The organism is Flavobacterium lipolyticum (assembly GCF_020905335.1).
GTDB classification, from domain to species: Bacteria; Bacteroidota; Bacteroidia; order Flavobacteriales; family Flavobacteriaceae; genus Flavobacterium; species Flavobacterium lipolyticum.
This window is the reverse complement of the sequence record NZ_JAJJMN010000005.1, coordinates 1-17,837: the sequence shown is the minus strand read 5'-3', so window position 1 is coordinate 17,837 and position 17,837 is coordinate 1. Positions and strand designations below refer to the sequence as shown.

The window sequence follows — 17,837 nt, the reverse complement described above, 5'->3', positions numbered from 1 at the left end:
AGAGAAACACAAACAGTTGTTCACCTTCAATGATACAACAGTAGCATATCCGAAGGACAAGACAATTGTAGACTTGTTTGAAGAACAGGTTGCAAAGACACCGGATAACATCGCCATAGTCTTTGAGGATACAGAACTGACCTACAGGGAGCTTAATGAGCGATCCAATCAGTTGGCGCATTACCTAATGGATAATTACAGCATTCAGCCGGATGATCTGATAGGGATACAATTGGAGCGAAGTGAGTGGATGATTGTGGCGATACTGGGGGTATTAAAATCAGGAGGAGCTTATGTTCCTATCGATCCGGAGTACCCATCTTCCAGAAAGGAATATATTGTAAAAGACAGTGCTATAGCATTGCTGATAACCGAGGCAGGTTTCATCTACGATATTGATTATTATGAAGGAGACGTTTTTGCCATTGATGTAGAGTTTGATTCAGAGAATTATAGTTCAGAAACAGTATCGAAACGAGATGCATCGGATCATCTTGCCTATGTGATCTACACCTCAGGTTCTACGGGTAATCCCAAAGGAGTGATGGTAGAGCATCAGGCTATTGTTAATACTATTTTGTCGCAAATAACTGATTTTAATGTGAATAGTGGAAGCAGGGCACTTCAGTTTGCATCATTTTCATTTGATGCTTCTATTTCAGAAACATTTATCATTTTACTTTCGGGTGCTCGCTTATTTATTGCTACCGAATTACACCGTAAGGATCCGGATTTACTAGTATCCTTTATCAGGTCTAATGCAATTGATATTGCTACACTTTCTCCGTCAATTCTGAACAGAATAGAAATTAGTGAATTGACAGGATTAAAGACACTTATCACAGCGGGAGAATCAGCTCAGTACGAAAAGGCTATTGATTACCTTAAATATGGCACGTATTACAATGCATACGGTCCAACTGAAGCAAGTATTTGTGGAACGATATTTAAGCTGGATTACAGAGAAAAGATAGTATCTGATAGTATTCCAATTGGCAAGCCTATTGGCAACACGCAGATTTATATTTTAAACGAAAAAGAAGAATTACAAGCTATAGGAGTAGTTGGAGAGATTTGTATAGGCGGTAATGGTTTAGCCCGAGGTTATTTAAATCAGGAAGGGTTAACTAGAGAGAAGTTCATAACAAATCCTATTAAAGCGGGAGAGCGTCTGTACAAAACAGGCGATTTGGGTCGCTGGCTACCCGATGGCAACATCGAGTTCATAGGCCGAAAAGACGATCAGGTAAAAATAAGAGGACACAGGATAGAACTTGGAGAGATAGAACACGCTTTAGTAAAACATGAAGCTGTAAGTCAGGTAGTAGTTTTAGCCAGAGAGAACGAGTCAGCAGAGAAAGAACTTGTAGCGTATATTGTTTCTAATGTCGAGCAGAACGCAAGTGATTTACGAGCTTATTTAAAACAGTCGTTGCCGGAGTATATGCTTCCGTCGTACTTTGTTCAACTCGAAGCCATTCCATTAACCACTAATGGCAAAATAGACAAGAAGTCCTTACCGAATCCGAAAGGGCTGAGATTAATGGGTTGTTTTGAATATGTAGCGCCACGGAATGAGCTGGAAGAGGATTTGGTAAAGATTTGGGAAGAAGTACTGCAAAGGGATAAGATTGGAATATTGGATGATTTTTATGATTTGGGGCTGGACTCATTGAAGGCGATGAGATTAATCGCATTGGTTCATAAAAAATTAAATATTGACCTAAAAATTATTGACATTCTTGAGAATACTAACATACAAAACCTAGGAAAGAAAATTATTTTGATAAAAGATATTTTAAAATTACAGCAAGAAGGTAAAACAGTAACCTATAAAAACAAAATTGAAATCTAAATGGATAAATTAATCGCTCAATTATTAGAAAATGGTGTTTATCTTTCTAAAATCGGAGATAAACTCAATATTGAATTCAACAGCGATTCAATACCTGATGATTTATTATACAAGGTTAAAAAAAACAAAAATGCATTATTAGAGCACTTAAGTAGAGAGGATATAAAATCTAATTATGAGGACATTACTCCAGTCAAGGGTCTGGAGCAATTTAAATTGTCATCAGGCCAAAGAAGGTTATGGATCTTGAGTCAGTTTGAAGGAGGTTCATTAGCGTATAACTTACCCGGAAGTACTTACTTGAAAGAAGGTATTGAAATTGAAAATTTCAAGAGAGCCATTGATTCCACAATTGATCGTCACGAGATCTTACGAACGGTTTTCAGGGAGGAGGAGTCTGGAGAGATCGGACAGCGGATATTGGAAAGGGAAGACCTAAACTTTTCAATCGAGTATATGGATTTTAGAAAAGAAGAAGACAAGAAAGGAAAGACAGAGGACTATATTACCGCAGATGCTTACCGGGCATTTGACTTGGAGAAGGGACCTTTACTCAGGGCAGCGCTGCTTCATGTAGAGGAAGAGGAGTATCTTTTCTACTTCAATATGCACCACATCATTAGCGATGGCTGGTCTAATGAAGTATTGTCCAGGGATGTATTCAAATACTATGAAGCTTACAAGGCAGACAAAGAACCTGATTTAAAGGAATTAAAAATCCAATACAAGGATTATTCAGCCTGGCAGTTGGCCCAGTTGAACCAGGAGTCATTTAAGGCGCATAGAGAATATTGGCTGGACAAGCTCTCAGGAGAATTACCATTGCTGGACTTGCCAAGTACCAAACAACGGCCTCAGGTTAAGACCTATAACGGTCATGGCTTAGCCACTTATCTAGACAAAGCAACAACAACTAAACTAAAAGGATATATCCAGAAGAATGGCGGCAGTCTTTTCATGAGCTTACTAGCCTCATGGAAGGTGTTAATGTATCGTTATACATCTGAAAAAGATATCATCATAGGAAGCCCGGTAGCGGGTAGAGATCATGCGGATCTGGAAGACCAGATTGGGTTTTATGTAAACACGCTGGCTTTAAGAAATGAGGTTGACCCTCAGGAAAGTTTTAACCATTTTTACCAGTCTGTAAAAGAGCATACTTTAAAAAGCTATAATCATCAAATGTATCCTTTTGATCGATTGGCAGAAGAGTTGGGACTTCAGAGAGATACAGGCAGAAGTCCGATTTTTGACATCTCGATCACCTATCATAATATTAAGGAAAATGAAGACTTGGAGATATCGGATGATACGGTCATAAACCAGGTGTCGGATAATGGGCCTTTGAAGGTTAAGAATGATATAGAGCTGCATTTTGGAGAGGTTGGAGATTATATTTATTTCAAATTAATCTTTAATGTGGATGTCTATGAGCGCGAGATGATAGAGCGTTTAATGAAACATTTCAAAAATCTTTTAAATTCGATATTATCTTATCCTGATGAGAAAATAGCACAAATAAATTATCTGTCAGAAGAAGAAAAAAATGAACTACTAGTTACATTCAATGATACAGTAGTTTCTTATCCAAAAGATAAGACGATTGTCGATTTGTTTGAAGAACAAGTTGCAAAGGCTCCGGACAATATAGCTATAGTATTTGAGGATATCGAATTGACGTATCAGGAACTTAATGAACGTTCCAACCAACTTGCAAATCTTTTGCGAGAAAATTATGGAATTACTACTGAGGATTTAGTAGGAATACAATTGGACAGAACGGAATGGGCAATTATCACTGTATTAGCAATATTAAAAGCAGGAGGGGCTTACGTTCCTATTGATCCTGAGAATCCATCTTCAAGAAAGGAACAAATTGTAAAAGACATTTCCTTAAAATTACTGATAACAGAGGCAAACTTCATTTATGATATGGATTTTTATGAAGGAGAATTGTTTGCCATTGATGTTGAGTTTGTGCCGGAAGATTACAGTGTTGAAAAATGCCCGGGTAAAATTGCTCCGGATAATCTGGCGTATGTGATCCATACGTCGGGATCCACTGGAAATCCAAAGGGGGTCATGATAGAGCATCATTCTTTGGTAGATTTATCATATTGGCAGAAGTGTTATTTTAATCTGGATGTGCCAAAGAAGATATCTCAAATGGGCTCATTTAGTTTTGACGCTTCGGTGGGAGAAAGTGTTATGGCACTCACAAATGGAGGAACATTAACACTGATTCGCAAAGAAAATTTTTCTCAATTGGTTGAAATTATCAATGAACAGAATATAGATGTAGTTGTAACAGTGCCGTCTCTTTTGAAACAGTTGGATCCGGAAAAGCTTATCGCACGTCCAACCATTGTGTCAGTAGGAGAAAAATGTTCTTCGGAACTCTATCAGCGCTGGACAGAAAAATGTCATTTTGTGAATGGCTACGGCCCTACTGAGTATACGGTTTACTCTCACGCGTGGCATGGTATAGTTGATTCGTTGAGCGTTCCTATCGGTAAATCGAGGCAAAATCTTAAAACCTATATTCTGGATACAGATCGAGAGTTAACACCGTTGGGGGTTCCGGGCGAAATGTATCTTAGCGGGCCAGGTTTAGCGAGAGCGTATTTAAATAATAGATGGAAAACATTTTCAAGTTTTGTCCCTAATTATTTTTATTTGGATGAGATATACGTTGACAGAGGTGAGATTTCTAATACTGCCTTTAAAAAGATTGAGGCTCCACAATATCTAACAGTTAAAGAAATAAATGAACGGTTAGATTATGGATTATCTACAGAAGAGATCATTTTTGAAATTGAAAAGAATTTTGAGGGTAAACTAAAAAACGAGGCTATTCAATTAATAAAAGATAATAATTTAGAGAAAGAATTTACATCAACATTTTTGCGCTATTATTATGAAGGAATGTTTGATAATTATAAGGCTCAAAGTATCTCCTGGGAAGTTTTCCTGAAGCTCACTAACAATTTAGCTCCCTTATCAAAAGGTATAGATCTCGGATGTGGAAGTGGAGAACTTGTCCGTAGTATAAATGCAAATGGGACTTATCATATTACGGGTATTGATGCGAATCCCTTTTTCGTTAAAAAGCTGATCAACGATAAAATTAATGGGATCCTTTGTCGAATAGATATGCCTGTAAATGTATTTTTGAAAGAAAGTAAGTTACAAGCAAACTCTATGGACTTTGTGGTAAGTACTCTAACATTGGATCGTGTTCAGTACCCGAGTAATTTAGTAAGGAACATGTCAATGCTTTTGAGAGAAGGCGGTAGGTTTATACTAGGAACGTTATTACCGATTGTTGCCCATGAAGATGGTGAAAATCAAAGTGCATTTGATTATACAAAACAAGAAAATAGAATTACTCCCGGACTTAGTGAAAAAGAAGATCGATACTATCTGGTGGAAATGCTGTTAAAAGCGGGAATTGCAGATATAGAACTATTTCAGACCAAAATACAGGTAAGTAGTAAAAATGGAATGCAGGATTATACCCTTTTTATATTTTGTGGAAACAAGCAGGAAAAAACGCAAGTTGATCTGAACTATACCCGCATGTACAAAACAGGCGATTTGGGTCGTTGGCTATCTGATGGAAACATTGAGTTCATAGGGAGAAAAGACGATCAGATAAAAATAAGAGGACACAGGATAGAGCTTGGAGAGATAGAGCATGCTTTAGTAAAACATGAAGCTGTAAGTCAATCAGTTGTTGTAGCCAGAGAGAACGAGTCGGGAGAGAAAGAACTCGTGGCGTATATCGTTTCTAATGTCGCGCAGAATGCAAGTGATTTACGAACTTATTTAAAACAGTTGGTGCCTGAGTATATGCTTCCGGTGCATTTTGTTCAACTCGAAGCCATCCCATTAAACACTAGTGGGAAAATAGACAAAAAAGCATTACCTGACCCTGAAGGCGCAGGATTATCGAGCGGTGTTGAATATGTAGCACCGGGAACAGAACAGGAAAAGGTTTTAGTTTCGGTATGGTCAGCGGTATTGAAAAAAGAAGGCATTGGTATCAAGGATAGTTTTTACAATCTTGGTGGAGATTCCATCAAGTCAATTCAGGTGGTAGCCCGATTAAAACAACAGGGCTACAGACTTAAAGTAGAGCATCTTCTTCGAACGCCTATACTGGAAGATCTGGCAGGGTTAATGGAACTGACCACCCAGGTTAGCGATCAAAGTGAAGTGAGCGGTGCTGTTGTGCTGACCCCAATCCAGGAATGGTTTTTCAAATCAGAGGAGATACAAGCACATGAGTACTTCAATCAATCTGTTTTACTGTATAGTAAGGAAGAGCTGGATAGCAGTATACTGGAGAAGAGCATAGAAGATCTGACGAGGCATCATGATGCCCTTCGTATGGTTTATAAACAGAATCAGGGAGTATGGGAGCAGTTTAATGGAGCTGTAAGCCCCAATCGCTGTATGATTCACTTCTATGACTTAAGAGAATCAGAAAATGCTCAGGCTGAGATGGCACAACTAGGCGAAGCCCTGCAATCAAGTATCAACTTGTCTGAAGGTCCATTGTTGAAGGTAGCACATTTCAGGCTAAAAGACGGAGACCGTTTGGGTCTGATTGTTCATCACCTGGTGGTGGATGGCGTTTCCTGGCGTATACTTTTAGAAGATTTATCGAGTCTGTATTCCGGTTATAAGGAAGGTGAAAAAATAGCCTTACCGGCAAAGACCGATTCTTTCCAGCGATGGGCTTTGCTTCAAAAGGAATATGCATCAGGCAGCAAACTTGAAAAGGAGCGTGTTTACTGGCAGCAGGTTTGTGATCATCAGATTGCAGGCTTGGCGCAGGATAAAGCGGTAGAAGAAGGTCGTGCAGCTGTAATTGATTCTTCGGAATCTTTCGCTCTGGATCAGCATACCACAGGACTTTTGCAAACCCGTGTTCACGGAGTTTATAACACAGAGATAAACGATGTGTTACTGACAGGTCTTGGTTTAGCGCTGAAAGAAGTTTTGTCAGCGGCTAGAAGTGTCTTACAGATGGAGGGTCATGGAAGAGAGGAGATCATCGATGGAGTAGATATCAGCAGAACGGTTGGCTGGTTTACAACGGTTTACCCGTTTGTACTGGATGTATCGGGTTCTGGTACTGGTAATGAAGCAGCGCATTTAGTGGCAGTAAAAGAAGCTTTACGCCGTTTGCCTAATAAAGGAATTGGTTACGGTATTCTGACCCACTTAAGTCAGGAAAGACTTGAGAGTACACTTGTACCTGAGATTACCTTTAATTATTTGGGTGATTTTGGTGTAAATGTATCCAATGAGGAAGATTCCTTGTTTGAATATGCCTCAGAGCATATGGGATCAGAGACCTCTAAAGAGAATAAAATGAATACAATCCTTGATGTATCGGGGATGCTAGTAAAGGGGGAACTGGGTATATCGATCCGTTATTCAGGTTTGAGGTATGATGCGGCAACGATTAAAAAACTGGCGGGATCTTACAAGAAACATTTGGAGTTTTTAATAGAGGAATTGGCTAAAAGCAAAGAGCAGCATCTGACCCCATCGGATTTAACTTTCCAAGGATTGAGCGGGGCAGAGCTCTTAGAGCTTAACACAGATAATACCCTTGAGGATGTCTATGAGTTATCCCCTCTTCAGGAAGGCATCTACTACCACTGGCTGGCAGAAGATTCCAGCTCGCTTTATTTTGAGCAGACCTCCTATAGGGTACGAGCCAAAGTATTGGATATCGATAAACTGGCTATTGCTTACCAGGGTTTAACAGCCAGACATGCTGTTTTGCGTAGTAGTTTTAGTACTGAATATGCAGGGAGATCTTTGCAAATTGTAAGGAAAGAAGTAGCGAATAATTTTACTTATCAGAAACTTGACGGTTCGGCAGACCAAGATTTGCAAGTAGCGCTGATCAAGCAACAGGACAGGGAAAGAGGTTTTGATCTAGGCAGTGGTTCTCAGATGCGTCTGCAGGTTGTTGATCTGTCACAAGGGGAGTATGAGTTTATTTGGAGTCATCATCATATCCTGATGGACGGTTGGTGTGTAAGTGTGCTTATCAATGACTTTAATGAGTTGTTGAGTGCCGCAATAAAAGGCAGTACAGCTGATCTGTCACCGGTAATACCTTATTCCAATTATATCAATTGGTTGAAAACCATAAACAGAGAACATTCACTGGGTTACTGGAAGGAGTGTCTTAAAGGTTATGCAGTACCGGCAGAGATTCCTTTTAAGACAAGAGCTGTAGACACTACTTATGTCGAATACAGTGAACACTTTGAAATAGGGGGAGCTGTGTTTAAGCAAGTAGACACGCTTTGTACTGCTTTAGGCATTACCCACAACACTTTTATGCAAGGTGTTTGGGGGTATTTATTGTCACGTTACAACAACACGAGTGATGTGGTGTTTGGGGCTGTGGTATCAGGTCGTCCGGCCGATTTAGCAGGTGTTGAAGATATGATCGGACTGTTTATCAATACTATTCCGGTCAGAGTAAAGTACGATGTTGATACTACGGCTGCTGACCTGTTAAAAATGCTGCAAGAGCAATCGATACAAGGTACATCACATCATTATATGAACCTGTCGGAGGTTCAGTCTCAGAGTGAACCGGGCATGGATCTGATCAATAATATTATAATATTTGAGAACTATGCAGTAAAGGAACTGGAAAACGAAGGTGTATTCAATAGCCAGGAAGAAGAAGAAGGATTTGCCTTAGATTCAGTGGAAGTTATTGCGCAATCCAATTATGATTTTAATATTATAGTGATCCCATCCGCTTTTTCACTAAAGATAGACATCAGATACGATAGCAATCGTTATGATACAGCATCATTAAAGCAGCTGGTAAACCATATTGATACCGTAATCAAGGCGTTTGCACAAAACGCGGATCAGTCTTTAACAGCATTAGATTATTTATCTGAAGAAGAGAAACACAAACTGTTGTTCACCTTTAATGATACAACAGCAATATATCCGAAGGACAAGACGATTGTGGACTTGTTTGAAGAACAGGTTGAAAAGACACCAAACAAAGTAGCACTTGTATTCGAAGGTAAAGAAATTTCCTATAACGAGTTAAATAAGCGTTCGAATCAACTCGCACATTATTTAAAGAATAATTATAAAATCAGGCCAGATGATTTAATCGGTTTTCAATTAGAGAGAAATGAAAATATGATTATTACAATTCTTGCAATTTTAAAAGCAGGGGCAGGATATATACCAATCGATTTAGATTTCCCGGAAGAAAAAATAAAATATATCGCAAACGATAGTAAATGTTCATTAATTATTGATAAAAGTAAATTGGATGTTTTTATTGCCGAAAGTTTATCGTATCAAAAGACAAATTTATTAAAAGAATTAAGTCCTGATAACTTAATTTATGCCATATATACTTCTGGATCTACAGGTTTGCCAAAAGGCGTTTTAATTGAACATCGCAGCATCATTGCCCATATTTTTAATGTTAAAAATTTATATGGAGTAAGTGCCGAATCTCGCTTTTTGCAATTTTTTAACGTTGCTTTTGACGCAGCTGCTCAGGAAATTTTTACAACTTTATGCTTCGGTGCCAGCTTGTATATAAAAACACATAACGTTGATCCTGAATATATTTATGGACTAATTTCAAAATATAAAATTACACATGCGGATTTTTCAACTGCCTTCTTTAATTCTTTTATAACAACTTTTAATTCTGAGACATTTTCGCATAAGCTTGAGTTTTGTGCAATAGGTGGGGAAAAACTTGAAAAAGGAATATTTGAAAAACATTGGCATAACATTTCAAATTTTACAAAAGAGTTTTACAATGTTTATGGACCAACGGAAACGACGCTTACAGCTACATGGTTTCCAATTATGTTACAGGGCAAGCTCGCAAAATTTGAGAATACAATTCCAATTGGTAGATCGTATGCTGGTCGCCAGGTTTTAATTCTGGACAAAAATCAAAATTTACTGCCAATTGGTGTAATAGGAGAAATTTGTATAGGAGGTAATAGTTTAGCACGAGGTTATTTAAATCAGGAAGCGTTAACCAAGGAGAAGTTTGTAGCAAATCCTTTTAAAGCAGGAGAGCGTTTGTACAAAACAGGCGATTTGGGTCGTTGGCTACCCGATGGCAATATTGAGTTCATAGGGAGAAAAGACGATCAGGTAAAGATTAGGGGTTACCGAATAGAACTTGGAGAGATAGAACATGCTTTAGTAAAACATGAAGCTGTAAATCAAGGAGTAGTTGTAGCCAGAGAGAACGAGTCGGGAGAGAAAGAACTCGTGGCGTATATCGTTTCTAATGTCGAGCAAAACACAAGCGATTTAAGAGCTTATTTAAAACAGTCGTTGCCGGAATATATGCTTCCGGCGTACTTTGTTCAACTCGAAGCCATCCCATTAACGGCCAATGGTAAAATAGATAAAAAAGCATTACCGAACCCTGAAGCTATGGGACTATCGAGTGGTGTTGAATATGCAGCACCGGTAACAGAACAGGAAAAGGTTTTGGTTTCGGTATGGTCAGAGGTATTGAAAAAAGAAGGCATCGGTATCAAGGATAGTTTTTACAATCTTGGTGGAGATTCCATCAAGTCAATTCAGGTGGTAGCCAGATTAAAGCAACAAGGGTACAGACTTAAAGTAGAGCAGTTGTTAAGCACACCGGTATTGGGAGAGCTGACAGGGTTAATGGAGTTGACCACCCAGGTTAGCGATCAAAGTGAAGTGAGTGGTGCTGTTGTGCTGACTCCAATCCAGGAATGGTTTTTCAAATCAGAGGAGATACAAGCACATGAGTACTTCAATCAATCTGTTTTACTGTATAGTAAGGAAGAGCTGGATGGCAGTATACTGGAGAAGAGCATAGAAGATTTGACGAGGCATCACGATGCCCTTCGTATGGTTTATAAACAGAATCAGGGAGTATGGGAGCAGTTTAATGGAGCTGTAAGCTCCAATCGCTGCATGATTCACTTCTATGACTTAAGAGAATCAGAAAATGCTCAGGCTGAGATGGCACAACTAGGCGAAGCCCTGCAATCAAGTATCAACTTGTCTGAAGGTCCATTGTTGAGGGTAGCACATTTCAGGCTAAAAGACGGAGACCGTTTGGGTCTGATTGTTCATCACCTGGTGGTGGATGGCGTTTCCTGGCGTATACTTTTAGAAGATTTATCGAGTCTGTATTCCGGTTATATGGAAGGTGCAAAAACAGTCTTACCGGCAAAGACCGATTCTTTTCAGCGATGGGCTTTGCTTCAAAAGGAATATGCATCAGGCAGCAAACTTGAAAAGGAGCGTGTTTACTGGCAGCAGGTTTGTGATCATCAGATTGCAGGCTTGGCGCAGGATAAAGCGGTAGAAGAAGGTCGTGCAGCTGTAATTGATTCTTCGGAATCTTTCGCTCTGGATCAGCATACCACAGGACTTTTGCAAACCCGTGTTCACGGAGTTTATAACACAGAGATAAACGATGTGTTACTGACAGGTCTTGGTTTAGCGCTGAAAGAAGTTTTGTCAGCAGCTAGAAGTGTCTTACAGATGGAGGGTCATGGAAGAGAGGAGATCATCGATGGAGTAGATATCAGCAGAACGGTTGGCTGGTTTACAACGGTTTACCCGTTTGTACTGGATGTATCGGGTTCTGGTAATGAAGCAGCACATTTAGTGGCAGTAAAAGAAGCTTTACGCCGTTTGCCTAATAAAGGAATTGGTTATGGTATTCTGACCCACTTAAGTGAGGAAAGACTTGAGAGTACACTTGTGCCGGAGATTACCTTTAATTATTTGGGTGATTTTGGTGTAAATGTATCCAATGAGGAAGATTCCTTGTTTGAATATGCCTCAGAGCATATGGGATCAGATACCTCTAAAGAAAATAAAAAGGATACGATTCTGGATGTATCGGGGATGCTGGTAAAGGGGGAACTGGGTATATCGATCCGTTATTCAGGTTTGAGGTATGATGCGGCAACGATAAAAAGTCTGGCGGGATCTTACAAGAAACATTTGGAGTTTTTAATAGAGGAATTGGCTAAAAGCAAAGAGCAGCATCTGACCCCATCGGATTTAACTTTCCAAGGATTGAGCGGGGCAGAGCTCTTAGAGCTTAACGCAGATAATACCCTTGAGGATGTCTATGAGTTATCTCCTCTTCAGGAAGGCATCTACTACCACTGGCTGGCAGAAGATTCCAGCTCGCTTTATTTTGAGCAGACCTCCTACAGGGTACGAGCCAAAGTATTGGATATCGATAAACTGGCTATTGCTTACCAGGGTTTAACAGCCAGACATGCTGTTTTGCGTACTAGTTTTAGTACTGAATATGCAGGGAGATCTTTGCAAATTGTTAGGAAAGAAGTAGCGAGTAATTTTACTTATCAGAAACTTGACGGTTCGGCAGACCAAGATTTGCAAGTAGCGCTGATCAAACAACAGGACAGGGAAAGAGGTTTTGATTTAGGCAGTGGTTCTCAGATGCGTCTGCAGGTTGTTGATCTGTCACAAGGGGAGTATGAGTTTATCTGGAGTTCTCATCATATCCTGATGGACGGTTGGTGTGTAAGTGTGCTTATCAATGACTTTAATGAGCTGTTGAGTGCCGCAATAAAAGGCAGTACAGCTGATTTGCCACCGGTAATACCTTATTCCAATTATATCAATTGGTTGAGCGCCATAGACAGAGAGCATTCACTTGGTTACTGGAAGGAGTACCTTAAAGGTTATGCAGTACCGGCAGAGATTCCTTTCAAGACAAGAGCTGTAGATACTACTTATGACGAATGTAGTGAACGCCTTGAAATAGGGGGAGCTGTGTTTAAGCAAGTAGACACGCTTTGTTCCACTTTAGGCATTACCCACAACACTTTTGTGCAAGGCGTTTGGGGCTATCTATTGTCACGTTACAACAACACGAGTGATGTGGTGTTTGGGGCTGTGGTATCAGGTCGTCCGGCCGATTTAGCGGGAGTTGAAGATATGATCGGACTGTTTAGTAATACTATTCCGGTCAGAGTAAAGTATGATGTTGATACTACGCCTGCTGACCTGTTAAAAATGCTGCAAGAGCAATCGATACAAGGTACATCACATCATTATATGAACCTGTCGGAGGTTCAGTCACAGAGTGAATTGGGCATGGATCTGATGAATCATATTATGATATTTGAGAACTATGTTGCAAAAGAACTCAAAAGTGAAGGCTTATTAAATACGCAAAGTGAAGAAGGTTTGATCCTGCAAGCAATGGAAGTGTTTGAACAGACTAATTATGATTTTAACCTGACAGTTCATTCAACATCAACTTCTATCACCATAAATATCAAGTATAATCAAAATTATTATAGTATGCCATTGATTGGACGAGTAATAAATCACCTTAATGGTGTAGTAAATAAATTTGTAGAATATCCAACTCAGGCATTAAACATATGAATTTCTTAACAAAAGAAGAAGAGCACGAATTATTGTTCATATTCAATAATACAACAGCAGCTTATCCGAAGGACAAGACAATTGTAGATTTAATTGAAGAACAGGTGGCAAAGACACCGGATAACATCGCCATAGTCTTTGAGGATACAGAACTGACCTACAGGGAGCTTAATGAGCGATCCAATCAGTTGGCGCATTACCTAATAGAAAATTACAACATTCAGCCTGATGATCTGATAGGGATACAATTGGAGCGAAGCGAGTGGATGATTGTGTCGATATTGGGTGTGTTAAAATCGGGAGGAGCTTATGTTCCTATTGATCCGCAATATCCTCAGGAAAGAATAGACTATATTAAAGAAGATACTCAGTGTAAGGTTTGCCTGGATGAGCAAGAGTTAAGCAAGTTCAAAGAAAACCAGGAGCGTTATGCTAAAGATGTAGAGACTCGCAGGTCTCAACCGGAGAACCTGATTTATGTGATTTACACCTCAGGTTCGACAGGGAATCCAAAAGGAGTAATGCTCGAACATAGCGGTCTGGTAAACAGAATGCTTTGGATGAAACGTGACCTAGAAGTGAAAGAGGCAGATGTGTTCTTACAGAAAACACCTGTAACGTTTGACGTTTCGGTTTGGGAGTTATTCCTCCCATTGGTTTGTGGCAGTAAGCTTGTTTTTGCAAAACCGGAAGGGCATAAAGACCCGGTATACTTAGAGGAGCTATTAGAATCACAAAAAATAAGTATTATTCACTTTGTTCCTTCGATGTTGAGTGCAGCGTTGGACACTATAAAGTGGGATAAACTGGAATGTTTGCAGCATGTAATATGCAGTGGAGAAGCTTTATCAAAAAGAATCGAATCATCCTTTAAAGCAAAGGCTCCTTTTTCGAGCTTGCATAATTATTATGGACCAACGGAAGCTTCGATAGATGTCACCGCAATAAACTTAAGCCAACACCCAACTGTGGGTCATGAAGTTTTGATAGGCAAGCCTGTTGAGAATACACAGATTTACATCGTAAATGAAAAGAATTCGCTTCAGCCGGTTGGGGTTTTAGGCGAGATTCTGATTGGAGGAGATCAGGTAGCACGAGGTTATTTAAATAAGGAAGCGCTAAGTCAGGAGAAGTTTATAACAAATCCTTTTAGAGCAGGAGAGCGTTTGTACAAAACAGGCGATTTGGGTCGTTGGCTACCCGATGGCAACATTGAGTTCATAGGTCGAAAAGACGATCAGGTAAAAATAAGAGGACACAGGATAGAACTTGGAGAGATAGAGCATGCTTTAGTCAAACATGAAGCTGTAAATCAGGCAGTTGTTGTAGCCAGAGAGAACGAGTCAGCAGAGAAAGAACTTGTAGCGTATATCGTTTCTAATGTCGAGCAGAACGCAAGTGATTTACGAGCTTATTTAAAACAGTCGCTGCCGGAGTATATGCTTCCGGCGTACTTTGTTCAACTCGAAGCGATCCCATTAACGGCCAATGGTAAGATAGACAGAAAAGCATTACCGAATCCTGAGGGTGCGGGATTATCGAGTGGTGTTGAATATGTAGCACCGGGAACAGAACAGGAAAAGGTTTTGGTTTTGGTATGGTCAGCGGTATTGAAAAAAGAAGGCATCGGTATCAAGGATAGTTTTTACAATCTTGGGGGAGATTCCATCAAGTCAATTCAGGTGGTAGCCCGATTAAAGCAACAGGGTTACAGACTTAAAGTAGAGCAGTTGTTAAGCACACCGGTATTGGAAGATCTGGCAGGGTTGATGGAGCTGACCACCCAGGTTAGCGATCAAAGTGAAGTGAGTGGTGCTGTTGTGCTGACCCCAATCCAGGAATGGTTTTTCAAATCAGAGGAGATAAAAGCACATGAGTACTTCAATCAATCTGTTTTACTGTATAGTAAGGAGGAGCTGGATGGCAGTATACTGGAGAAGAGCATAGAAGATTTGACGAGGCATCACGATGCCCTTCGTATGGTTTATAAACAGAATCAGGGAGTATGGGAGCAGTTTAATGGAGCTGTAAGCTCCAATCGCTGCATGATTCACTTCTATGACTTAAGGGAATCAGAAGCTGCTCAGGCTGAGATGGCACAACTAGGCGAAGCCCTGCAATCAAGTATCAACTTGTCTGAAGGTCCATTGTTGAGGGTAGCACATTTCAGGCTAAAAGACGGAGACCGTTTGGGTCTGATTGTTCATCACCTGGTGGTGGATGGCGTTTCCTGGCGTATACTTTTAGAAGATTTATCGAGTCTGTATTCCGGTTATAAGGAAGGTGAAAAAACAGCCTTACCGGCAAAGACCGATTCTTTCCAGCGATGGGCTTTGCTTCAAAAGGAATATGCATCAGGCAGCAAACTTGAAAAGGAGCGTGTTTACTGGCAACAGGTTTGTGATCATCAGATTGCAGGCTTGGCGCAGGATAAAGCGATAGAAGAAGGTCGTGCAGCTGTAATTGATTCTTCGGAATCTTTCGCTCTGGATCAGCATACCACAGGACTTTTGCAAACCCGTGTTCACGGAGTTTATAACACAGAGATAAACGATGTGTTACTGACAGGTCTTGGTTTAGCGCTGAAAGAAGTTTTGTCAGCAGCTAGAAGTGTCTTACAGATGGAGGGTCATGGAAGAGAGGAGATCATCGATGGAGTAGATATCAGCAGAACGGTTGGCTGGTTTACAACGGTTTACCCGTTTGTACTGGATGTATCGGGTTCTGGTAATGAAGCAGTACATTTAGTGGCAGTAAAAGAAGCTTTACGCCGTTTGCCTAATAAAGGAATTGGTTACGGTATTCTGACCCACTTAAGTCAGGAAAGACTTGAGAGTGCACTTGTACCGGAGATTACCTTTAATTATTTGGGTGATTTTGGTGTAAATGTATCCAATGAGGAAGATTCCCTGTTTGAATATGCCTCAGAGCATATGGGATCAGAGAGCTCTAAAGAGAATAAAATGCATACAATCCTTGATGTATCGGGGATGCTGGTAAAGGGGGAACTGGGTATATCGATCCGTTATTCAGGTTTGAGGTATGATGCGGCAACGATAAAAAGTCTGGCAGGATCTTACAAGAAACATCTGGAGTTTTTAATAGAGGAATTGGCTAAAAGCAAAGAGCAGCATCTGACCCCATCGGATTTAACTTTCCAAGGATTGAGCGGGGCAGAGCTCTTAGAGCTTAACGCAGATAATACACTTGAGGATGTCTATGAGTTATCTCCTCTTCAGGAAGGCATCTACTACCACTGGTTGGCAGAAGATTCCGGTTCGCTTTATTTTGAGCAGACCTCCTACAGGGTACGAGCCAAAGTATTGGATATAGAAAAATTAAAAGGAGCTTATGATGATTTAACAGCCAGACATGCTGTTTTACGCAGTAGTTTCCGTACTGAATATGCAGGGAGATCTTTGCAAATTGTAAGGAAAGAAGTAGCGAGTAATTTTACTTATCAGAAGCTTGATGATGTGGTACAGCTTGGACTGATCAAGCAACAGGACAGGGAAAGAGGTTTTGATTTGGGCAGTGGTTCTCAGATGCGTTTGCAGGTTGTTGATCTGTCGCAAGGGGAGTATGAGTTTATCTGGAGCCATCATCATATCCTGATGGACGGTTGGTGTGTAAGTGTGCTTATCAATGACTTTAATGAATTGTTGAGTGCCGCAATAAAAGGCAGTACAGCTGATTTGCCACCGGTAATACCTTATTCCAATTATATCAATTGGTTGAAAACCATAGACAGAGAGCATTCACTTGGTTACTGGAAGGAGTGCCTTAAAGGTTATGCAGCACCGGCAGAGATTCCTTTCAAGACAAGAGCTGTAGACACTACTTATATCGAATACAGTGAACGCCTTGAAATAGGGGGAGTTGTGTTTAAGCAAGTAGACACGCTTTGCACCACTTTAGGCATTACCCACAATACTTTTGTGCAAGGCGTTTGGGGCTATCTATTGTCACGTTACAACAACACGAGTGATGTGGTGTTTGGGGCTGTGGTATCAGGTCGTCCAGCCGATTTAGCGGGTGTTGAAGATATGATCGGACTGTTTAGTAATACTATTCCGGTCAGAGTAAAGTATGATGTTGATACTACGGCTGCTGACCTGTTAAAAATGTTGCAAGAGCAATCGATACAAGGTACATCACATCATTATATGAATCTGTCGGAGGTTCAGTCTCAGAGTGAACCGGGCATGGATCTGATGGATCATGTCATGATATTTGAGAACTATGCAGTAAAGGAACTGGAAAACGAAGGCGTATTCAATAGTCGGGAAGAAGAGGGGCTTTCAATAGAATCAAGGGAAGTCAGTGATCAAAGCAACTATGATTTTAATATTATAGTTACCCCTTCCCCCGTTTCATTACACCTAAATATCAGATACAATAGCAATCGTTATGATACAAGATCATTAAAGCAGCTGGTAAATGATATTGCTACCGTAATCAAGGCGTTTGCACAAAACGGGGATCAGTCTTTAACAGCATTGGATTATGTATCGGAAGA

General features: G+C 40.2%; 3 protein-coding genes. All 3 read left to right on the top strand.

Annotation, left to right across the window (positions count from 1 at the left end; genetic code table 11):
* On the top strand, positions 1–1,855 hold a 1,855-nt coding region (locus LNQ34_RS23355), incomplete at its 5' end, for a non-ribosomal peptide synthetase (RefSeq protein WP_230001549.1).
* Entirely contained in the window at positions 1,856–13,318 is an 11,463-nt protein-coding gene (locus LNQ34_RS23350) for a non-ribosomal peptide synthetase (RefSeq protein WP_230001547.1), read from the top strand.
* Positions 13,315–17,837, top strand: a 4,523-nt coding sequence (locus LNQ34_RS23345; protein ID WP_230001545.1) for a non-ribosomal peptide synthetase, incomplete at its 3' end; no start/stop codon positions are given. The genes LNQ34_RS23350 and LNQ34_RS23345, both read left to right, overlap by 4 nt.